The sequence below is a fragment of the Paenibacillus sp. JT22N7 genome (assembly GCF_059383875.1).
The window spans coordinates 403,071-426,640 of the sequence record NZ_JBXENY010000006.1; the positions used below are offsets into that span (position 1 = coordinate 403,071).

13 protein-coding genes are annotated in these 23,570 nt (G+C 46.2%); 2 read left to right on the forward strand and 11 right to left on the reverse strand.

Annotated features, from left to right (window positions below; genetic code table 11):
• Position 1: 1 nt before the first annotated feature.
• From AC50Y5_RS18695 to AC50Y5_RS18730, 8 genes are all read right to left on the reverse strand, one after another.
• A complete protein-coding gene (locus AC50Y5_RS18695; RefSeq protein WP_494862812.1) occupies positions 2-2,287 on the reverse strand; it encodes a GH32 C-terminal domain-containing protein in 2,286 nt (761 codons plus the stop codon).
• Positions 2,284-4,752: a PfkB family carbohydrate kinase gene (locus tag AC50Y5_RS18700; RefSeq protein ID WP_494862814.1), complete on the reverse strand. Its 2,469-nt coding sequence runs from the start codon at positions 4,750-4,752 to the stop codon at positions 2,284-2,286. Before AC50Y5_RS18700 ends, AC50Y5_RS18695 begins: the two co-directional genes overlap by 4 nt.
• A gap of 20 nt (positions 4,753-4,772) precedes the next feature.
• Positions 4,773-6,404: an ABC transporter substrate-binding protein gene (locus AC50Y5_RS18705; protein ID WP_056033200.1), complete on the reverse strand. Its 1,632-nt coding sequence runs from the start codon at positions 6,402-6,404 to the stop codon at positions 4,773-4,775.
• Positions 6,405-6,511: 107 nt separating this feature from the next.
• Positions 6,512-7,408, reverse strand: coding sequence for a carbohydrate ABC transporter permease (locus AC50Y5_RS18710; RefSeq protein WP_056033197.1), 897 nt, complete (start codon positions 7,406-7,408; stop codon positions 6,512-6,514).
• A 13-nt stretch (positions 7,409-7,421) separates the two neighbouring features.
• The gene (locus tag AC50Y5_RS18715; RefSeq protein WP_200931605.1) at positions 7,422-8,339 is read right to left on the reverse strand and encodes an ABC transporter permease; all 918 of its coding nucleotides are present in this window, start codon (positions 8,337-8,339) and stop codon (positions 7,422-7,424) included.
• A 261-nt stretch (positions 8,340-8,600) separates the two neighbouring features.
• The gene (locus AC50Y5_RS18720; protein ID WP_056033190.1) at positions 8,601-9,569 is read right to left on the reverse strand and encodes a LacI family DNA-binding transcriptional regulator; all 969 of its coding nucleotides are present in this window, start codon (positions 9,567-9,569) and stop codon (positions 8,601-8,603) included.
• 340 nt (positions 9,570-9,909) lie between these two features.
• The gene (locus tag AC50Y5_RS18725; RefSeq protein ID WP_339208877.1) at positions 9,910-10,419 is read right to left on the reverse strand and encodes a MepB family protein; all 510 of its coding nucleotides are present in this window, start codon (positions 10,417-10,419) and stop codon (positions 9,910-9,912) included.
• Positions 10,420-11,537: 1,118 nt separating this feature from the next.
• A complete protein-coding gene (locus AC50Y5_RS18730) occupies positions 11,538-12,527 on the reverse strand; it encodes an aldo/keto reductase (RefSeq protein ID WP_494862818.1) in 990 nt (329 codons plus the stop codon).
• A 243-nt stretch (positions 12,528-12,770) separates the two neighbouring features.
• Here AC50Y5_RS18730 and AC50Y5_RS18735 point away from each other — a divergent pair, with 243 nt between their 5' ends.
• Positions 12,771-13,433: a TetR/AcrR family transcriptional regulator gene (locus AC50Y5_RS18735; protein ID WP_056033181.1), complete on the forward strand. Its 663-nt coding sequence runs from the start codon at positions 12,771-12,773 to the stop codon at positions 13,431-13,433.
• 1,616 nt (positions 13,434-15,049) lie between these two features.
• Here AC50Y5_RS18735 and AC50Y5_RS18740 read toward each other — a convergent pair.
• Together AC50Y5_RS18740 and AC50Y5_RS18745 are read right to left on the reverse strand one after the other, a co-directional pair.
• Positions 15,050-17,599 (reverse strand): winged helix-turn-helix domain-containing protein, encoded by a 2,550-nt coding sequence (locus AC50Y5_RS18740; protein ID WP_494862820.1) that lies wholly within the window; start codon positions 17,597-17,599, stop codon positions 15,050-15,052.
• A gap of 117 nt (positions 17,600-17,716) precedes the next feature.
• The gene (locus tag AC50Y5_RS18745) at positions 17,717-22,069 is read right to left on the reverse strand and encodes an InlB B-repeat-containing protein (protein WP_494862822.1); all 4,353 of its coding nucleotides are present in this window, start codon (positions 22,067-22,069) and stop codon (positions 17,717-17,719) included.
• A gap of 475 nt (positions 22,070-22,544) precedes the next feature.
• On the opposite strand from AC50Y5_RS18745, the gene AC50Y5_RS18750 reads away from it, so the two are divergent.
• Positions 22,545-22,823 carry a hypothetical protein gene (locus tag AC50Y5_RS18750; protein ID WP_494862824.1) on the forward strand — a complete coding sequence of 93 codons (279 nt, stop codon included), beginning with the start codon at positions 22,545-22,547 and terminating at the stop codon, positions 22,821-22,823.
• A gap of 527 nt (positions 22,824-23,350) precedes the next feature.
• Here AC50Y5_RS18750 and AC50Y5_RS18755 read toward each other — a convergent pair.
• Complete coding sequence (locus tag AC50Y5_RS18755; protein ID WP_494862826.1) at positions 23,351-23,569, reverse strand: DUF1572 family protein; 219 nt, start codon at positions 23,567-23,569, stop codon at positions 23,351-23,353.
• Between the last annotated feature and the right edge of the window lies 1 nt (position 23,570).

Sequence of the window (23,570 nt, forward strand, 5' to 3'; positions counted from 1 at the left end):
ATTACCATATAGAATGCATATTCCATATTTCCATCGATTTTACCAGCGGTTCACCATCTCCCCAGAGCTCAAGACCCAAGGCATCCTTACGGCTCGGATATACCCGGGTCGTCAGACTTTTCAAGCCGTTGGCGTAAGTTTCAACCATAGAGCGGTCCAGATAAATATGCAGCTTAAGATTCTCCCCTGACAGCTCCAGCTTACCTCCTTGTACTCCTTTACATTTCTCACCGGAATGCAGTGTCGTTTTGGTCCGGTCAGCGAAGAGCATGGATTCATTTATGTCATAATACAGCAGCGTTTCTTCCTCTCCATCCGGCGATCGCCGGATTTTGATTCCAAGTTGTTTGGCACTACCAGGCTCCAGCTCTAATTGAATCTCAAGCATGTCTCCTTGAACATCCTTGAGAAGGCTATTTGCTTCACTTAATGACTTGTCCCTGAGCGATAGCCTCTTCTTGTCGCGCAGCGATTGAAGCTCCTCAATCGGCTCGATACCCAAGCGCCCATCCTCTCTCAAATACACACTTATCGGCAGGCCGCCGTTATGGGCCCAGCCCGATTGATACTCCAATTCAGATGTACGGTCACCTTGAGCAATAGTAAAAATAATTTTTCTGCCCGTCACAGGATCAACCATTCCACTTGGACCTGTAAAATGGAAATCGCCGACATCAATTAATTGAGGTTCCTCTTGATCGGGTTTGAACGATAGATTGTCTTTGTCCAGCTGTCCGATCCAGTAGAAGACCTCTACATCTGCCCCTGCTCCAACAGGGCTGACCAGCAGAAGATGCTTGTAATCTCCCTGCTTGTCAGTTCCAAGAGGGAGAAGGACAGGCAATTCCCATATAGGACCAAGATAAGGGAATTTACGAATATCTGCTTGATAGAAAGATCCTTTGTATGTCCAATTCAACATATCTTCTGATACAAATGCCAGCGCTGCTCCGCCCTCCCCTTCAATTCCGGAACCCGAACCAACCAGGGCATACCAGCCGTCCTCATCCTTCCATACAAACGGGTCACGGAAATCTCCGAATACCCCCATTCCATTTTTTTGTACAATAAGCGGCTCGGGATGTTTGACCCATCGGACCAAATCAATATCTTTGTCTTCGGAGTAGGTGCTTCTAGCAAGCGCGACGCTTTGATTTGGTGAGGCACTATCATTACCTGCTGTAAAAAACAAGACAGGAAGGCTATCAGCATCATAAGTCGCGCTCCCAGACCATATTCCATCCGGTGCAAGCTGATCCTTCTCAGGCGCTAGAGCAATAGGTAGATCACGCCAATGCACCATATCCTCACTCACCCAATGTCCCCAATGAATATGATGAAAGTAGGGCCCTTGAGGATTATGTTGATAGAACAAGTGGTATTGCCCCTCAAAGTAGATCGGTGCGTGAGGTTCGTTCATCCAATGAGCCGGCGGGCTAACATGATACTGTGGTCTGTGCCGATCTGTTAGCAAAAGGGTACGATCCAGCTTGATATCATCATATTGTAATTGTGGATGGACGCCTCCATGTTCTAAATCCAGCACTTCTTGATAAGAAGTGGCCACCTCTTCCGCACTCAGTACCCGGCTGTAGATTTTAAGTTCATCAATGATGCCGCTAAACATATGAAGGCTGAATACTTTTGCCAGCTTGCTACTATGATTATTTTTAGCGATGAATAAATCTGTGCCTACTGCCTCAGTTATACGCGAATCGCGAGGTAAAGCTTCCGAAGCGATTTCTCTGCCATTCAAATACAGCTTGATTTCACCCTCGTGCCCATTGAACACAGCGCTCACGTAGGACCAATCATTCTTTGGCAATTCGTAGCCATCCGGCGACCAGATTTCCTTCCACTCTCCTCCTTCCAGCCCTACTTGAAAGGACCATGACCCGTGGCGGAACATGCCAAGTAGATACCCCTGTTTGTTATCCCTATTGTGGCGGTTCACGATGGCAGCCAGCTTGCCTTCATGACCCCATTCATGGGTTCGCGGGGCAACCCATACTCCGATACTGAGAGCCGAGAGGTATTCCGGTTCGCCATTACGCTCTTCCCTATGAACGCAATGGGCAATGTATGATGAGTAGCCATCGAACAGGAGCCCGCTTCCTTTAACCCCGTGTCTCCACGGCGGAGTAGATGGTTCGGTAAACTCCGCTTGGTTAAATACGTACTGGATATTATTTATGGATTTCGATACGCTCTCCAAAGTGCTTGCCCCGGTTCCTTCATCAAACGCCCAATGCATAATTAATCCCCGGTTATCCGTTGTATTGCTCATACATCATTCCTCCCTAATATCACCTCTGTGCTTTCATCTGAAGCATGAATAGATTTAAGCGAATGGATTTGAAGCGATTTGAGGACAACCTGTCCTGATTTTGCGCTTACCTCAATATTCTCTATCGGTGCATCAGGGAAAATCTGATCGGTCAGCACAACCAAACCATTATCCGCGTACACTTCTACCGCATTGCGGTCCAACCAGATATGCAACTTCAGCTGTCCATTTACCGCAGCCAGGCTGGCTCCGTGCTGGCATGCAAACGCCGGGTGGAAATTGGTCTCACCTGATTTCGAGCGGTCGGTGAACAGCCACTCCATAGCAGAGTCGTACCCGATAACAATCTCGCTCTGTCCAGAGGATTTCAGATGGAAACGCACTTCGTCCCCTAACCGGAAATCCATCTCCGCTTCAATCTCTAGCAGATCATTATTCGACTTCTGCATAAAAGAGGTCACTGGCGTAACGGTGATATCATTCCAGCTCATGGATTCTTTGCGTAGCTGCCCGATTTCCCTGACAGGCATTTGGGTCAGCACTATACTGCCATCCTTGCTGGTGAGTGACAAGGTGCGCGGCAAGGTCATTGCTCCTCTCCAGGAACCGGTAGGCGTCTCATTGGCATACTTCCAGTTGCTCATCCAACCAATGATCACACGGCGTCCGTCCTGCTCAGGGATATCTGACCAGGTAACTCCTGCATAGTTGTCTCTGCCATAATCCAGCCACATGATATGATCAGCCGGATTATCATTAATGAAGGTATTTCCGTCGAACTCTCCAACAAAATATTGTGTACGCGAACCTTCCGGACAATTGGGATTGTCTCCGATGCTTATGATCAGTACCCATTTGGAACGTCCGGTGTCATCCACCGGCAACTCAAACAGATCCGGGCATTCCCAAACACCATCATGTGAGCCTTCTTCTCTGCCGAATTCACCCGTCAGTGACCATTCACGCAAATTATCGGATGCATAGAACCGGGCGTGGTCTCCCGCAACAATAGTCATAATCCACCGCTCACTTTGCGCATGCCAGAACACCTTCGGGTCACGGAAGTCTATCAAATTATCCTCGACAAGCACTGGATTCCCGTCATACTTGTGCCAGGTTTGGCCTTTATCACTGCTGTAAGCCAGGCTCTGACGCTGGCGTGGCTGTCTCGTCTCCGGATGGATATCCGCATGCGTAAAGATTGCAACGAGTCCATGGGAATCTTTAAATAAGCCGCTGCTATTATTCCAATCCACTACACAGCAGCCAGAAAATATCGCTCCATGCTCATCCGGGAATAGAGCAACAGGTGCGTGCTCCCAGTGAACCAGGTCTTCACTTATAGCATGGCCCCAATGCATCGGCCCCCATTTATTACTGTAAGGATGATATTGATAGAATAAATGATAGCTTCCCTCATAATAGACTAATCCGTTTGGATCATTCGCCCAATTGGAGGGTGGTGAAAAATGATACCCCGGTCTGAAACGCTCTTCATTGTACGGTTTGCTGGACTCTATCATCTGATTAATCTCATCTGTCGTCGGCATGGACCCAAGAGCCCCCTTTCGTGTTGTTACTAACGCGCCGCCGGCATTAGCAAAAGTCAGCATGCTAATGATTTGCTGTTTGGTTAGATCTTCCAATGAACTTCCGCCTTCCAGGATCTTATATAACAAGCAGCCCAGAAAAGCATCGCCAGCTCCTGTTGTGTCGATGGCATTCACCTGAAATCCAGACACATATCCATCCTGACCAGCCAACCGGTAATAACAGCCTTGTTCCGCTAAAGTGACGACGACCAACACGATACCGAATTGTTGTTGCAACTCTAGCGAGCCCTGTTCCATATCGCTAGTCCCAGTTATAAAAAAGAGCTCTTCTTCCGATATTTTCAAGATATCGGCGTACTTCATACCCCAAAGGATATTATGTTTTGCTTCCTCCTTGCTCTCCCATAAAGCAAACCGGATATTCGGATCGAACGAGAGCAACACTCCTGCTTCCTTGGCTCTGAGAACTGCCGTCCTGGTTGCGGTACGGGCCGGTTCATGGGTCATGGACAATGAGCCAAAATGCAGGGCTTGGCAGGTTTCAATCCGATCGAGCGGGACATCCTTCGAGTGTAAGAAGGTATCTGCTCCCGGCTTTCGGAAGAAGCTGAACGATCTGTCTCCCTTATCATCCAGATGGACAAAGGCAAGCGTTGTACTCGCTTCATTTGTGAATGAAACTTCAGACACATCAACACCACTACTTAGCAGTGTGTTGTGCAGCAGGGAACCGAATTGGTCCTCCCCAACCTTGCTAATCAATGCAGTTCTGGCTCCTAATCGGGATAGCACAACGGCTACGTTAGCCGGAGCACCTCCTGGATTGCATTCAAACTGCTCGTTCCCCCCAGTTGTATGGCCTGCTGGAGTAAAGTCAATCAATGCTTCTCCAATAGTAATAACATCAAGCACAGTTTCTCCCCACCTGTCATCTATTTATTTATTTTTAGATTTGCGTTATAGCGATCCAGTCCGTTTTGATAAATCTCCATTAATTCGTTTAGGCCCATCTTTTCCAGTGTTTTCACATAGCTTTCCCACTCCTCATCCGCGCCGCCATTAACAATGAATTTTCCCCTTTGGGTATTTACATACTTAATCAATTCAGGCTCGATCTTGTTGATTTTGTCCAGTTCGTCTGGTTCAAAGAAAATACTCGGATAGTTTTCCTTTTCCATGTATGGATCGTAATATTGCTTTAAATCTTCAACACGCTGTTGAGCTCGTGGTTCCAGATCAACAACTTTCCCCAAGTCCTGTATGGTAATGACGCCAGGTCCGCCTGCGCCTGGAGCAACTTTTTGACGGAATTCACCTGCAGAAGCTCCCTCAGGAAGCGGCAGGTTCACCAATTTACCATTTTCGTCTTTCTTGTATACAATATCTAGTGGACCCCAATGAATCTGAGCAGCCATGTACGGTTCATACTGTTCATCGATCCAACGCATCGTGATTTCCGGATTACTGTTCTCTTTTGTAATCACAAAGGCCCCACGCCCTGGACCACCGCCATTGCCGCGTCCGATTGTTTGATCCCCATTTGGTCCTTTAAGTGGAGATAGTAGAACATAATCCTTACCACGTTCAGTTCCTACAACCTCTTCAATTTCCCACCAGATATAAGATCCAAGTGTCTCATCTGTCGTTTTTCCTTTTGCCAGATACTGTGCCGCATCTTGCGTGAAAGATTCGGGGTCAATCAGACCCTGCTTATACCATTTTTCATGGAAGTAATTCAGGGCTTCCTTATATTCAGGCTGAGTAGCAGTAAAAATAACTTTTCCATCTCTGACTACTCGATGCTCCATATTATCAGGAAGACCAAATGCTCCAAAAATTCCGGCAATATCCATGCACCACTGCATATGCATGAAACTCAACGGGATTTCATCTTGCTTACCATTACCATTTGGATCCTTTGTTTTAAAGGCAAGCAGAGCTTCCGTATATTCATCCAGTGTTTGTGGCACTTCTAGACCCAGCTTATCTAGCCATTTTTTATTGATGACATGGAAAAAGGGGTTGGTTCCGAGATTATTCTCTTCGAATGATGGCAGCCCATAAATATGTCCATCCGGTGCTGTAATCGATGATTTGATGTCGGGTCGGCCATCAAGAAGCGCTTTCAAATTTGGCGCATATTGATCAATCAAATCTTCCAGTGGAATAATGGTTCCGTCTTTACCGTAATTGATCAGCTCGTAATCGGTGAATCCAGCTCCGTAAAATGCATCCGGCAGATCTCCGCTTGCCAATAACAAATTTTTCTTTTCAGCAAAATCAGTATCAGGGATGTTTTCCCATTCTATCTTTACGTTTGTTTGCTCTTCCAGCCTCTTGAAAATTTCCATCTCCGAGTATTTCGGAGCCAAGGCAGCTTTCGGGGACACCATTCTCAACGATACTGCTTCTTGAACAATCGGAAGACCGGTTTTATTGAAATTGGCTTCTAGATTTGTATTTTCTGCCTGATTCTTTGATCCGTTACTGTTTCCCGAACATCCACTAACCACAAACGCTCCGGCCAACACAAGAATCCCCACATTTTTAAATAAAGATTTCATTGTACATAACCTCCCTTAGTTGTCATCCAACATGCTGAAAATCACTTTCTTACATGCTTCATCTGAATACTGCTTGTACATCCCCCCTTTCAAGCATTACGTCCACATCACCCCTTGATTGATCCGATCATCACGCCTTTAACAAAGTACTTTTGCAGGAATGGATACAAAATCAACAGTGGCAGACTGGATACAATAATAACACCGTATTTGATTAGTTCTGTGACGCGCATCTTCGCCGCGTAAGATTCAACATCTATCATCATGCCGGAGTTAACCTGATTCTGAACAAGAATGTTGCGAAGCACCAATTGCAGCGGGTATTTGCTTTCATCGCTAAGGTAGATCAAGGAGTCAAAAAAACCATTCCAGAAACCAACGACATGATACAGCACCATTACGGCTAGGATCGATTTGGACAAAGGCAGAACGATGCTCCAAAAAAATCTGGTGTTGGAACATCCGTCAATAGATGCGGCTTCCCACATTTCATCCGGTATGGACGACTGAAAAAAAGTCCTCACGATAATAACATTGAATACACCGCCCGCTCCGGGAATCACGAGTGCCCATATTGTATTTAGCATGTGAAGATCCTTAATCAGCAAATAGGTTGGAATCAGTCCTCCGCTAAAAAACATGGTAACCAACAAAAACCACATAATCACAGACTTACCTGCCAGATTTTTGCGTGCTAAAGGGTAGGCTGCACAAACAGTCACGGCGACTCCAATAAATGTTCCAAGTGTCGCGTATAAAATTGAGTTGGCATACCCAATCCATATAGATGAATCATTGAAAATTCGTTCGTATCCATCTAACGTAAAGCCTTTCGGAAACAACCAAACTTCACCTGAGTATATATAATTGGGGTCACTGAATGATGCTATCAGCACAAAGTACAACGGAAATAATACGAGCAGCATGATGATGGTTAACAAGAAGTAGTTGACTAAGTCAAACCATGCATCCCCTGTGCTCTTTCTCTTCAATAATTGATTCAAAATGAACTCCTCCTTACCACAGGCTAGTTTCAGTTACTTTTTTGGCGATCCGGTTAACGGTGAAAATTAGGATGATATTGATTAGAGAGTTGAACAGGCCAATCGCCGTGGAAAAGCTGTATTGCGCCTTCTGAATCCCCATTTCATACACGTAGGTGGGAATAATATTGGAGGTGGCGTAGTTCAGATCGCTCTGCATTAGAAACGCTTTTTCAAAACCAATGCTCATTATGTTGCCGAGTGCGAGAATCAGCAGAATGACGATCGTCGGCAGAATGCTCGGAATGTCCACGTGCCACACACGCTTCCTTTTGCTCGCTCCATCCATAGTTGCAGCTTCATGCAGTTCGGGATTGACTCCCGCAAGGGCAGCAAGATAAATAATCGTGGCAAATCCGGTCTCCTGCCATATCCCTGATAAGATATACAAGGGACGGAACCAGCCCTCATCGGCCATAAAGAGCACGGGGTCCCCTCCAAACCAGGTGATGATGTGATTCACGATCCCGCTGTTCGGAGATAAAAAAACATTAAGCATACCGACAAGTACAACGGTAGAGATAAAGTGCGGCGCGTAAATTACGGTCTGAACAAATTTCTTATAGGTCTTCCCAAGCATCTGATTCAGCATGATTGCGATAATGATGGGAGCCGGGAAGCCAAACAGCAGGGATAGAAAACTGAGTGTAAGCGTATTCGTAATGATAGTCCAGAAGTTATAGGAATTGAAAAAATCTATAAAGTGCTGAAATCCCACCCATTCACTACCCCATATCCCCTGACTTGGTGAAAAGTCCTTAAAAGCAATTTGCACCCCGTACATCGGATAATACTTGAATACGAGATAAAGAATAATGATCGGCAGTAAGAACAGATACAGTTCATAGTCGCGTTTGACTCGGCTCCATCTCTTTCGTTTTGGTTTGATCATGGAATGATCCAGGCTACTAATTTTTGAATTCACTCTTGTACACCCTTTCCAGTAAAGTATTCTCCGTTTTGAAACGTTTCCAATTCAGTGTGTGCGAAGGGATTTATAGATAAATCGACATCATAAACCGACCGAATAAACGAATACTTTCCAACCTGATCATAATTTGAAACGTTTCCAATTATGGGTAAGAAAAACGCCAGAGGGTCAATTCACACTGTTAAATCGACCATGAGCTGATGCTTTTCCTACCAATCATAATCACGTAGTTTCGCCTTGCCTAAAAGTAACCGGGAGTCGATACACTTGCTGTTCTAAATCCTTGCCTTCAATCTTCTCATAAAGCAGTCTGATGGTCATGCGTGCCATTTCCTCCACCGGTTGTCTGATTGTTGACAACAAAGGATGGAAATAGGGATGATCCTGGATGCCATCGTATCCAATGACCTTTACATCTTCTGGGACCCGAATACCCTGCCTGCCTGCTCTTTCAATATATTTGGCGGCAAATATATCGGTAATGGCAAAAACGCCGTCCACATCGTGATGCTCTTTTAGTAACTCATCAAAATAAGCGTCGTCATCCTCAACGGGGTCTGGCTTCTCGTATACAACGTACTCAACACCCATTGTTTTCGCCTCTTGAATGAAGCCTTCTCTACGATTCATGGTTTCACTGTAAACTGAAGTGACGCTTCCTATAAATGCCGGTTTTCTAGCACCCGCTTTTACTAGCTCCCTTAAGGCCAAACGCCCGCCTTCGTAATTATCCGAAGTTACGCAGGTAATTTTCTTGTTAAAATGCCTGTCGATACTTACAATCGGAATGTCGTTTCTCACGTTGTTCTCTATATCGTTGTAAGTAATGCCGACGATACCAGCCACTTTGTTTTGCTGAAGCATTTCCAAATAATAAAGTTCTTTTTCAGGCTTGCCTCCGCTATTACAGAGCATGAGCTTATAACCCTCAAGGTCCAACTCATCCTCAATGTAATACGCCAGTTCAGAAAAAAATGGGTGCCAGATGCTTGGTAACATCAGTGCTACCATCTTGGATTTACGCATTTTGAAATTTCGGGCAATTTCATTAGGGACATAATTCAGCTCTTGTATGGCTTCTTCAACTTTTCTGCGTGTAGCGGGTTTTACAGCACCTGATTTATTAATGACACGGGACACGGTTCCTACTGCTACGCCAGCTAAGATGGCTACATCTTTAATACTCGACATCTAACCCCCCACTTAAACCCTCGATAAAAATTATAATATCACCAAATTGGAAACGTTTCAATATTTTTTTGAACGTTTCCATCAGAGTTCACTTCCTGCGGAATGTAGTTGTCCTTGAAGAATTGTCTGACCGCTAAGCCTCTAAGTGAAGAGCGCTTCTGGCGGCATGAAATTTTCATGCGGTATGTTTACCATAGTTCTCCCTAACTCTCTTATCATGCAGACAGGAGTCCTTCTGATACCTAAATCAATACGGTTTGGTGCTACTTATGTAGCCTTGGAATAAAGTTTGATCATTTTCTGGCTATGATCTTCAACAATCGCGCCCGATTGCGGAGGATTAAAGAGAATACAGTTCTATTACTTTTTCTAAGGGAAATTGATTTGGAATACACATATCAACAAAATAGGGCAACTGCCATTTTTGAGTTTTCATCGCTTGTTTACTACTCGGACTATCCCAGCTAGGATAAACTCTTATTGCCATTTTGCCCTTTGTTGAAGTAGACCTAAGAATGTTCTGTTTTAAAAGAATTTCTTTTGGAAAAATAAATTGCCCAAACTCATTTTCATTTTTAAAGGTAGTTATAACTAATAAATCAGGGGCTTCCTCATATAAGTAAGGTTGATTTTGATTATTTTCGTCCTTTTCCCAAAATGCAACAAACTGCCCTACTTTGGTAGGGGTTATATTCGAAACTCTGAATCGCACTGTTTTAGAAGATAATTGAAATGTACCAGCACCATACTTAGAATTTTGCTTTTCTTCTTGAACTGACTTTACAGTTAAGTGATTCGACTCATAAATCTTTTTATTTACATAAGTTAATGCTGTAAAAAAATTATTCATTTCTTCACTCCTAAAATTCACACAAAATGGCCCGATTACTGAATTGTCATAATCCATCCTGTCGACGTAATTGTATCAAACTTTATTATAAATTATCGAACTTTATTCCAAAGCCACAACTTAACCCAGTCGATTCGAAGTATTGTCACTAAATAATGTATCAGGAAAAAAGTTCAATTATAATCGCTTTTTTAGACGCATAATTTTATCTCATTCATATAATTTCACTACCTTTTAAATTATTTGAATTTCATAAAGCCAATTTAACGGTGACACTAGCAAAACAATGTCACTTTAACAATCACGTAATGAAAAAAATAAGGGTAGCCCTATAAATGACTTAGGGCTACCCTTGATAAATTATTAAGTTTTAAATTCCCGTTTCGTCACTTCCTATTTGGAAGAGAACAACACTTTATTGTAATGAATCAGATTGCATTAAACAAAAGGGCATAGACCCGTCGAGAAATGGGAGTGAAAGACTCCAGAGGTGCGTGGAGCAGCGTGCAGCAGATCAACAAAAAAGGAGCAAAACTCGCCCCTTCTGTTCCCGCATGCTTGCCGGTTGCCCATTTTGACGGCTCTCGTCCCATTCAATCCGGGTTACGATTTATCTTCTGGTGAAATCCTGCGAATAAGCGAGCATTAGTGAGAAAACTGCATCGTACCAAGGGGGCTTAATGAAGCATAGTCAGTCTAATACTTTATTTGCCGAGTCTAACATTTTATTTTCTTCTGACAGTAATGAATCAGTTACCACACTCCTCCGGACATGAGAATCCGTCATGAGCTACATCCGCCCAAGTTCTTGCCAGTAGATTGATCAGAGTTAGCCCTTTGCCATGTAAAGCTGAACACCACAATGTTGGAGCTGAACGTGTAAAAATAAATTCATAACAGCAACAAAAAATAAACAGCCTCAGTCCTATGGAATACAGGAAAAAGACCGTCTATTTTTCTAATTGTACTACCTACTTGACGTGGTGCAGTTCAGTCCTAGATTGCCGTTGTTAGTCTGAAGTATTAATGCTCCTGCAATACAATAAGGACTTTGTATTGTTCATTCTTTTATTTACTTGCAAGTAAAATAGAATGTTCACCTTGCTCTTGGCGAGTCGTTACTCTCTTGTGAAATTCTCCAACATCCCCGCAGGATATCGACTACCTGCTGATCCATTAGGAATGATTTCTGCAATACGTGCAAGGTCATTATCAGTTAGTTCAATATCCGCAGCCCCAACGTTCTCTTTAAGGCGACCAACACTTCGCGTTCCAGGAATCGGAACAATACTCTCATCCTGTGCTAGTAACCAAGAGAGCGCCAATTGTGCAACTGTGATCCCTTTGTTTGATGCCAATTCTTTAAGTTGTTGAACGGCCTTCAAATTATAGGTAAAATTCTCTCCCTTCCAGCGCTCATCTATACGACGAAAATCATCTTCAGGATACTCCTCAGCTGGTTTAACATCATTAGTTAGAAATCCTCTGCCTAACGGTGCATAAGGGACTAAACCAATGCCTAATTCCCTTAACACTGTAATTATGTTTCTATCTTCAAGCTCCCTCTCAAAAATAGAATACTCACTCTGCAATACCGATACTGGTGTCACAGCATGTGCACGGCGAATGGTATCTGGGCCAGCATTACTTAACCCAAAATATTTCACTTTTCCTTGTTGAATGAGGTCACCTACTGCACCAGCAACTTCCTCAATTGGGACATTTGGATCTGGAATGTGTTGATAAAAGACATCAATATAATCTGTTTGTAAGTAGCGCAAGCTATTCTCAGCCACTTTACGAATATTGTCTGGATGGCTGTTGAAACCTGCACCAACCTGCTCTGCTTTCATATCAAAACCAAATTTTGTTGCGAGCACAACTTTATCACGAAAATCTTTAACGGCTCTGCCAAGCACTTGCTCATTATGACCATTACCGTATAACTCTGCTGTATCAAAGAAATTGATACCGAGGTCATAAGCTTGTCGTATCGTCTCAATGCCCTCATTCTCATTAGAAGGACCATACGCTACTGAAATGCCCATGCAACCAAAACCAAGTGAAGAAACACGCAACCCCTGTTGTCCTAAAGAACGATACTGCATATTTTATTCTCCCTTCGTTTAAGGCTAATGAAAGCCTTGTAAATAATTATCTTTACTCCCTAGCGATCATCAACCTAATTGAAGTGGTCTACACTTCAGGGTTAGTATCATATCGTCGAAGTAATCATACCAAATTGAAATTACAAAGTAAACAAAAAAGATTAAAATTGTATATTCTGCTCATAAAATGTATTATGTATTTCATGTAGAGGAGCGGTTATAATATTGAAAGGAGGGAATGAAATGAATAACAAGATTGTCACCGATAAGCACAATGAAACAAGAAGCAAACTCATGGCGAAATTACTTCCTTACGTGAGGAAAAATGGGTTTCAGTTGCTTACAATGGACGAAATATCTAGAATAATGGGCATTAGTCGAGCCACATTATATAAGTACTACTCTACAAAAGAAGATATTGTGGAATTTATAGTAGATAGTTTTGTTCAATATATTCATGAAATCGTTGATGAAACAAGTGGGGAGAAAATGGGGGATCGTTTTCAACAAATTTTCGAGCAAACCGTTTTATTAATGCAATACATTACAGATGTATTCTTGAAGGATCTTGAGGTCCATTACCCAGAGAAATTTGATCAACTCGGCGAGGCGCTAAAAACACGCGAGCAACAAATATTAGATTTTTATAATGCGGGAATAAAACAGGGGATTTTCAACAAAATTAACGTGAAGATTACCATTAAGCAGGATGAGATTTTAAGAGATATCTTGGATGCAAAGTATCTAATGGAAAATAATCTTACAGTATATAATGCGATTTCCGACTATTATACGATAAAAAAAATATTACTATTTATACCCGATAAACTGCATACCGTCGATGACAAGGCAATGACTCCGAAAATCGAATATATGGCTGCTAAAATAACCAAAAATCTTTTTTAATAATATCCACACTTAGGACTATACCAACTATAAGTATTCCCCTCTCCCTATTGATCAAAGAAGCCCTACTAAGGGCTCTTTTGATTACACCTTTGATCAAAACAAAACCCTTGTTTTCATTACCCAAAACAAGCGCTCCCCAAGCATAGTATTTGCGCTGCCGCTTTAAAGGAACGGGGGTAGTGAAGAGGAACAGACAAAAGTTTTAAATAAGTGTCCCCATCTATTCAATCCTGCCCCTCCTCCCCACAAGGCTTCCCAGCCCAGCCCTTTCTCCTCCCTTCTCCCTAACCCCTAAAGCATAATAAGTTTGAGCTGAGCTTAGGAAGTGATCAATCAGGTAAAGCAGTCGAGGAAACACCTGAGAAAATAGCTTGAGAACGCAGGCGTGATACGGAATTCCAAGGCTGTGGATGCTGGGAAAAGCCTGCTTCCTGGGGAAAAGAGTGAGAAAAATGCCGAGCGAAAATCAGGGGTGGATACCTGAAGTTCGTCGGTGACGAAAGAAAACAAAGTTGTGGACTAAGAGGACGGCGAAGCTGTAGCCGTGCGCCTGCTTGTTCTTCCTGGATCGGTATGCTGGTGCCGGCAGCGGCGAGCTGCGGATCATGCTTCCAGTTTGTTCTTTCAGAAGTTCCTGTTCGGCACGATCTTTCACCGCCGGTCGCTCCAGTCTTCCAGCGTGATACAGTTAGTTTTTCAGTCTAATACCTATTTCGCTGGGCTGACAATTCTAACAGCTGTAAAGCGCGTAACATCAACCATGCTAGTCTACAACTTAATTTTCTTTCGACAGTCGACTCGTGAGCAAACTTTAAGTGGAGAGCGGCAAACATAGTGTGGAGAGTTGCAGACTTCAATGGAAGTCTACACCTATCTCATTCATTTGGTTTCACCGCTCATTCATTTATTTGAGCTACTAATAGCTAGTCTAAAAAATTCATTATTAAAAGTCATTTAAAAATCTCACGACGAAAAAACAAGGGCAGTCCTATAAAATAACTTAGGACTACCCTTAATGATTAAAAAAGTTTTAAACTTTCGTTTCGTCACTTCCTATTAAGAAAGAGAACAAGACTTTATTGTAATGAATCATGGACATAAACTATTTTGAAAAATCACACACTATATTGTTAAAGAAACAACTATATTGTCTAGACAATAACTTTAATGTATCTGGACAAGGGTGTCAGGTGGAATAAAACTATGGAACCAATTATGTTGATTTTATGCGGTTTTTAACGTTACGTGATAAGCATGGAAAAATAAAAGTCTGGAACTACCGCAAATTACCATTAAATAAAAGTTGGAAACCAAACTTCCTCGTTACATAAGCTCCTAACAAGGTTAAACTTTATTAAAAGCTACCATAAACTTCGCTAGTGCACGCCCAACCGTAACCGCTGTTTGGTTAAGAATATAATCAATCTGAATATAAGATTTTGATTCAGGGTCGTTTTGAATGTTTTTAAGCTTCCAGGGTTATGATTGCTTCTACTTGTCGTGACTTTATAGCTGTTAGGAGTCCAATCACCGTTCCAATTGTCGATATTGTAAGTTACTATTCGAAACTTATCCATTAAAATTCGCCGCTCTCAAGCTTTCACACCAATCGCTCAAACTCTTTTTCTATATTCCTTGGTTCGCATGATTGCCTCAGCCCGGTTATTTACCCTTAACTTGCGATAAATATTCTTCAAGTGGAACTTCACCGTATCTTGAGTGACATTCAATTGATCGGCAATCTCCTTATAGATGAATCCCTCCGCAAGCAATTCAAACACCTTCTCTTCCTTCTCGGTCAGAGCCTCGTTAGACAAAGATTTAGGAGACGGATTGCTGCTCACAGCGTCGAGAAGCAGACGGATATAGTTCGAGGGCAACAATGTCAATGCTGACTTTTGCTGCTGACTCAGAAGATCGGCTAGCATCTCGACCATCTGAGGGCCTTCATCAAGATAGCTGCGGATGTAGCCCAACGGTTCCGAGAGTCTCAAGGCAATAGCCAGCGGCGCAAGGGCTGCTTGGGGCTCCTCGGATTGCCGAAGCACCATACTATGCAAGATCTTCAGCCTGATCCGTTCTCGCAGACGATTTTCCTTTTCCGCAAGGCTCTCCAGCTTCTCGAACAATTGCAGCGCATCCTCAATCCGTCCATTCCCTGCAATCACCCTGACCATTATTAGATACTCATCGAAATACTGAGCCGAAACCTCGTCCGAATGCGACAATCCACTCTGTTCGAGCCAATCGATTGCTTTCTGACGCTGCCCTTGAAGCAGATACAGCCAGGCTTGCTCCGCCTTTATTCTTTTCCAAATAATAGGCTGATCTGGCGAGTCGACGCTCGAACCGAGATGGGAAAGCCATTCGATTGCTTCCTCCTCTCTTCCGAGAGCCTGCTTGAGTCGGGATGACACCAAGCCCAAATGAATCCAAGTCCATACGTTGGAACGAAGATCCTTTCGGCTGAGCGCTTGTCCAATATACGACTCCGCTTCGTCCAACCGATTCCACTCGTGCATAAGCGAACTATAGGATAGATACGCGTAGCCGACAAAGGGATAGTTCGGTTTCTTCCCCCACATCGTTATCAGCTTAAGCTGGAATTGTTCCATCTCGTGCAGATTGACGGTCAGCGAAAGGGGATCCCCGAATCCCTCGTGACCTAAGTACCTTTTGGTCGAGGCTTTCTGGAGGCTGCTTCCTTCTGGCAAATAATGCTCCAACCGTTCAAAATAATGGAGGGATCGCGGCATATTCTGCTGAAATCGGAAGAAGAGTGCATTTAAGTAATAGAGATTGCCCATCAGTTGCTTCCATTCCGGCTCAGGGATGGACTCCTTCATGGCTTCGAACCGTCTCTCCGCTTGCTCGGCCTTGCGCAGTCCTTGCTCCCAATCCCGATCCATCAGGAATTGCGAGATGCGGTACAGCTGAAACATCGGCTTGTGTTCAAAGTTGCTCTCCGGCAAGGCATTAATCCATCTTCGAACCACGTGGCTCCTCGATTGTAAGAGTTCCGGCATGATGCGGTCGATAATCCGAACGGCATCCTCTGCCTGTTCCGTCCTAATATAATGCTCCACCGCTTCTTCATAGAGCCCCTCGTTCTCATGCCAGGCCGCAGCCCGATGATGGGAAAGTCTCCACAGTTCCGGGTAGTCCCTAGCGCACAACTGCTGTAAGAACTCGGACAACAGATGATGATAGCGGAACCAATCGCGCTGCTCATCCAGCGGAATAATGAACAAATTTAGTTGCTCCAACCGCTCCAATTGGACCTGGCTGTCGGCTTGTCCCGTCACCGCCGCGCACAGCTCCCCGTTCATGCGGCTCAGAACGGAGGTAGCCAGCAGAAATTCCTGCAAGGATTCCGACAGATGCCCGAACACTTCTTCCAATAGATAATCGGAGATTTGGCGCTGCTGGCCGCTGAACTGGCGAATCGTATCGGCGATATTGCCGCTTCGTTTGAGTGTGATAGCCGCAAGCTGAAGTCCGCTTACCCAACCTTCCGTCTGCTCAAACAACGTAGAGATTTGCCTTATCGATAGCGATAAGTTCGTCATCTCTCGGAAGAAAATAACTCCCTCCTCAAACTCGAATCGCATGTCTTCTATTCGAATAACGTTGATCTCTCCCTTGGCAAGAAGTCTGGTCGTGGGAAAAGACAGCTCGGTGCGGCTTGCGATATAGAGATGGAAGTACGGAGGCAGATGCTCAAGCATATATCGGATCGACTCGTTAACGAACGCATTCTCAATGACGTGATAGTCGTCCAGAATGAGTACAAAATCGCCGCGAATCGAGCTTAGCTCGTTCAGAAACGCCGATACCGCGAAATCGATAGAAGCCGCAGACTCTTGCTCGAGCAGGAATTCGATCGATTCCCCGAACAGCGGCAGTCTTTCTCGTATGGAAGTTAAGACACAGCTCCAGAATGCGCCCCAATCGTTATCGTATTTATCCAGGGAGACCCAGGCAACCGAAGCTCGGCATTGTCTCGCCCATTCACTTAAAGCTGTCGTTTTGCCGTAGCCCGCTTGGGCCGATAGCAAAGTCAGCTTGGTCTCCATGCCTTCCTCAAGCTTACGCGTCAGTTGCGGCCTAGTCACCAAAGATTTGCGCGCTGGGGGAATGAGATATTTGGTACTGCGAATCATATTCAAGGCCTCCAAACGCCTAAATTAAAAATTCCATATAATCGATTATATTCGATTAAATTGGACAATTGCAAAACCCCTGTGCTATAGGGCACAGGGGTCTCTCGTCAATCTGTTTTACTCTTTTGTCTTCTGCTGCTCTAGCATTCGCAGGAGAACCGTCACCGCTTCCGCTCGACTTGCTTTGACTTCGGAATCGAAACGATTGTCTCCCGTTCCTTGCATCAGACCGGTCTCCTTGAGAGCGGCAACTGCTCCCTTCGCCCACGCCGGAATCTCGCTGTTATCCGCGAAGCCGGTCGCGGTATTCGCTTCGACTGTCAGATCTAGCGCCTTAACGATCATCGCCGCCATCTCGGCTCGCGTAATCTCAGCGTTCGGACGGAAGGTACCATCGTCATAACCGTTGATGATGCCAGCTTGTTTGGCCTCCGCCACGGCATTCTTAGCCCATGCAGGAATTTGTGATGCATCCTCGAAGACCAATTCCTCCGTTGCTCCTGCAGGCTTAATCGCATTCATTAGCATCACGGCGAATTGAGCTCGCGTAACCGTGAGATTAGGCTTGAACGTTCCGTCCGGATAACCAGTCATGATCCCTAGGCTAGCTCCTTGGCGAATCGCTTCCTCCGCCCAGTGACCGACGATGTCGCCGAATTCGATTACCGGCTTTGCCTTATCTCCTACAGCTAACACGGCGAATTTCGTGAAGTGATTGACCTCTGCGGTAATGAAGGCGCCGCTTACGACACCGCCAACCTCCATCCATTCTTTCTTCTCTTCATCATAATAGAAGATGGAAGCACGCTCGCCATCGCCTAGCTTCGTCGGATCGAAGGCCAGCTTCAACGTAATGTTTTTCTTGAAGGTACCTGGGACATTCTTCAACACTTCGAAGACCTCGCTTACCAGTACTTCGTTATTCTTCAACAATTCATCCGTGTCCAACAAGGTCTCGATTGTCACTCGCAAACTCGCGTCCATCGCGTCGGCTGGGATCTCGATGGTAATCTCTTCATCGCTCAAGCTAACCGTTCCCGGTCGACCAACAGGAAGCGTCAACTCTCCATTGTCGGAGATGACTGGGCTGTTAGCCGGAACGCTTACGCCTCCACCACTGTCGCCGCCGCTTGAAGCTTTAGTCCACTTCGCATACAGCGCCGTATTCGCGCTTACCGTATCCGTCGTGAAGCTCCACGCCGAGGCGTAGCCCTCTTCCTTATACCAGCCCGAGAACGTGTAGCCTGCTCTCGTCGGGTCCGTCGGCTTCGCGATCGTCGCTCCCGCAGCGATGCCAGTCAAGCTCACTACCGCACTGCCTTCCTTCGAGTCAAACGTCACCGTGTACATCGCCGCCGGAATCGCCGTCCACTTCGCATAAAGCGTCGTATTCGCGCTTACCGTATCCGTCGTGAAGTTCCATACCGAGGCGTAGCCCTCATCCTTATACCAGCCCGAGAACGTGTAGCCCGCTCTCGTTGGATCGGCCGGCTTCGTCACAGTCGCGCCGGAGAGGATGCCCTCCACGCTCGCTACCGCGCTGCCTTCCTTCGAGTCGAACGTCACCGTGTACGTCGTCACCGGAATCGCCGTCCACTTCGCGTACAACGTCGTATTCGCGCTTACTGTATCCGTTAAGAAGTTCCACGCCGAGGCGTAGCCCTCATCCTTATACCAGCCCGAGAACGTATAGCCCGCTCTCGTCGGATCGGCCGGCCTAGCGATCGTCGCTCCCGCAGCGATGCCAGTCAAGCTCGCTACCGCGCTGCCTTCTTTCGAATCAAACGTCACCGTGTACGTCGCCGCCGAAATCGCCGTCCACTTCGCATACAACGTCGTATTCGCGCTTACCGTATCCGTTAAGAAGTTCCACGCCGAGGCGTAGCCCTCTTCCTTATACCAGCCCGAGAACGTGTAGCCCGCTCTCATTGGATCGGCCGGCTTCGTCACAGTCGCGCCGGAGAGGATGCCCGCCACGCTCGCTACCGCGCTGCCTTCCTTCGAGTCGAACGTCACCGTGTACGTCGTCACCAGAATCGCCGTCCACTTCGCGTACAACGTCGTATTCGCGCTTACTGTATCCGTTAAGAAGTTCCACGCCGAGGCGTAGCCCTCTTCCTTATACCAGCCCTCAAACGTGTAGTCCGCTCTCGTTGGATCGGCCGGCTTCGTCACAGTCGCGCCGGAGAGAATGCCCGCCACGCTCGCTACCGCGCTGCCTTCCTTGGAGTCAAACGTCACCGTGTACGTCGCCGCCGGAATCGCCGTCCACTTCGCATACAACGTCGTATTCGCGCTTACCGTATCCGTTAAGAAGTTCCACGCCGAGGCGTAGCCCTCTTCCTTATACCAGCCCGAGAACGTGTAGCCTGCTCTTGTTGGATCGGATGGCTTCGTGATCGTCGCTCCCGCAGCGATGCCAGTCAAGCTCGCTACCGCGCTGCCTTCTTTCGAGTCGAACGTCACCGTGTACGTCGCCGCCGGAACTGCCGTCCACTTCGCATACAACGTCGTATTCGCGCTTACCATATCCGTTAAGAAGTTCCACGCCGAGGCGTAGCCCTCTTCCTTATACCAGCCCGAGAACGTGTAGTCCGCTCTCGTTGGATCGGCCGGCTTCGTCACAGTCGCGCCGGAGAGAATGCCCGCCACGCTCGCTACCGCGCTGCCTTCCTTGGAGTCAAACGTCACCGTGTACGTCGTCACCGGAATCGCCGTCCACTTCGCATAAAGCGTCGTATTCGCGCTTACCGTATCCGTCGTGAAGTTCCACGCCGAGGCGTAGCCCTCTTCCTTATACCAGCCCGAGAACGTGTAGCCTGCTCTTGTTGGGTCCGTCGGCTTCGTGATTGTCGCTCCCGCAGCGATGCCAGTCAAGCTCACTACCGCGCTGCCTTCCTTCGAGTCGAACGTCACCGTGTACGTCGTCACCGGAATCGCCGTCCACTTCGCATACAGCGTCGTATTCGCGCTTACCGTATCCGTTAAGAAGTTCCAGACGGAGGTGTAGCCCTCATCCTTATACCAGCCCGAGAACGTGTAGCCCGCTCTCGTCGGGTCCGTCGGCTTCGTGATTGTCGCTCCCGCAGCGATGCCAGTCAAGCTCGCTACCGCGCTGCCTTCTTTCGAATCAAACGTCACCGTGTACGTCGCCGCCGGAACTGCCGTCCACTTCGCATATAGAGTCCTATTCACGCTCCACGCATCCAAGATTACCGTATCCGTCGCGAAGTTCCATGCCAACGAGAAGTTTTCATCCACATACCAGCCCGAGAACGTGTAGCCTGCTCTTGTTGGATCGGATGGCTTCGGGACGGTCGCTCCGGAGAGAAGACCCGGCGCGCTCTCAACCGAACTTCCTCCTTGCGAGTCGAACACCACCGTGTACGTCGGCGTCCACTTCGCGTACAGCGTCGTATTCGCATTTACCGTATCCGTATCGAAATCCCATAAGGTAATATAATTCTCTTCCTTATACCAACCCGCGAAGAGATAGCCATCACGGGTTACCTCCGGCCTTGCAATTGTCGATCCAGGACTAACTTCATTGAGGTCCTCGACTGGATCGACACCGCCATTATTCTCGACGAAGGTTACCTTGTAGCCCGCCGGCGCGGCTGCCCGAGTTACCGTCAGGGTGTAGTTAGCCGTAGCCAACCCATCCTCCGACGTCACCACGACCGCAATCGTATTGCTCCCAACCTCCAAGGGAATCGCCTCGGATAACCCGCCGTTCACTACACTTTTTCCATTTACCGTAATCGTTGCATAATCCATTTTAGCCACCGGATATACTCTAGTGCTCTTCGTGCCGTAAGCGAAGTTAACGGAGTATTTCTTGTTATCACCCGGATCGACAACGGGTATGCCGTTGTTCAGCCCCAGTTCGATAAGTGAAGTGTCCGCGCCCGGAAGGCGATTAATAAGCAACGTATAGGTCCGGGTTGTCACCCCGTCTCTCGCCGTCACGACGACCGTTATCGTGTTATCTCCCATTAGTAAGCCAACGGGTACTTTGACGCCTCTTGTCGCTTCGATCCCGTTTACCGTGACGGTCGCCCCGCTATCCTCGGGTTGGGGATCGATCAGAACCTTGTTCTGGCCGATGAAAGATATCGAATCATAGAACGGCAAGCTCTTATTGAAGCCGAAGCCGACGGGTAAATCCCCCGGTATTTCGCTTTTCAGAAATAGGCCTAGAAAATTCAATATGGTGTTGCTACCCGGTCCACCCGCTCGAGTTACCGTTAAAGTCGTAATTTTCTTATACCTATCTAGAGGCGGGGCTGGTGTCACCAGAATCTCTATCGTGTTAACTCCAACATTCAGGGCAATTGCTCCCGACGGACTGCCGCTAGCTACTTCTAAGCCATTTACCTCAATCTTGGAATCAGCGTCTACCGCCGTCGGCGTAACCGTTATCTCGCTCACGTCGTTCGCAACGTCCGCATAGAATTTCCAAGTGTCCATGAGGTCCTCCACAGCCTTGCCGCTAGACAAAGTTAAAGTGGTTAGACTCGTGACCCCGCTTCCTGCAGAAGAATACGAGGGAAATAACCCCATTACTATTATCAAAGCCATAAACAATGAAATACCACGCCTAATCATTAGTTTCTACTCTCCTCTTATCGTAGTGTAGATAGTCCATTTGTCACTCTCGAGCTGCATAAGCCATACTCTCTACTATAAGAGATAGCAGGTCTGAATTGACCTACCCGAGAGGGTAGTTTTATAAGCTAAATCGGGTAGCTAGGTTCATGTTTAAAGATTCAGCTGCCCCTTGGTTATAAAAAGGAAAGGAGACCCCTGAGTCTAGAGGTGTCCGCGTTCAAGTCAATAAACAACGCCAAGCCGGATGAGATCCAGAGCTTAGCGTCCTCTTGGCGTTCCGGTCAACCTTTATAAGCGCTGAAGACCACGCCTTCGTTTATCAGGCGAGCTGTTGATGATAAGAGACCATCGCAATTCGTTTCAGGATCATAGAAGTTGGATGATGATGATGACGATCACGACCAACGCGGATTTTACCAAAGGCAACATGATATATCGGAACGTCTGGAACAGATTGCATCCGTCCAGAGTCGCGGCTTCCTATCTTCATACCGGCAACGATCAATTCCGGCCATCGTACATCCCGCCCGACTCGCTTGCTTCTCTAGCTCCGCAGCACTGCACATGGATCGAAATGTTCCATGAACCGACGCAAGTGAAAATCATTCGATAAGCCGAAACCGAATCTCGACAACGGCATGCCCCCGGGATTCTGATCATCGACGATAACTGTATGTAGGATTACAGGATGTCGCACTTCGATAAGTTTCAGTTCCCCCCTTCTCAATCGCCGAAACTTCACGCCGCACAAGGCTTTTCAGCCCCTTTCCTCCTATTTTCTTTATCACGTTAAAAATCTAAAAATTTGAATTGAAAGCAGGAAAATGACACGAGAAAAACAAAAAATCGAGCAAATCCTAGGAGTTACCCTAGAACTGCTCGACTCTCTTTAAATCGATTTCGCACATCTTTATCACCGGACAAGTATGCACCTAAATGTCGATGCCAATGCTCTTTTTTACTAAATGCACTCACCCCGCAGAATATATTTCATCACCTTTAATTCAATCAAATGATTTGTATTATCCTACCGAGGGAGCTTAATGATATCTTATTTAATCAACATGAAGATATTCAATTTCATCAATTGAAACCGCTTGTTCACAATAGCCTCAAGCTCTTCTTTGCCAATAGGAGGCGTTACAAACTCCGGGTCTCGATCACGCTGAATTGGCTCATGCGGATGCGCTCAAGTATATTTCCTTCGATATGCTTAATTAGACTGGCAATGCTATGGTTTGTGCCATCCGGTCTCCAATTTAACTGTTGGGCATCTAACTGACTTATGGCGAGCAGCAATCGTATGCGAATCTCCTCGAACTTCTTTGTTAACCAAACCCGATTAAAATCGTAGCTCATC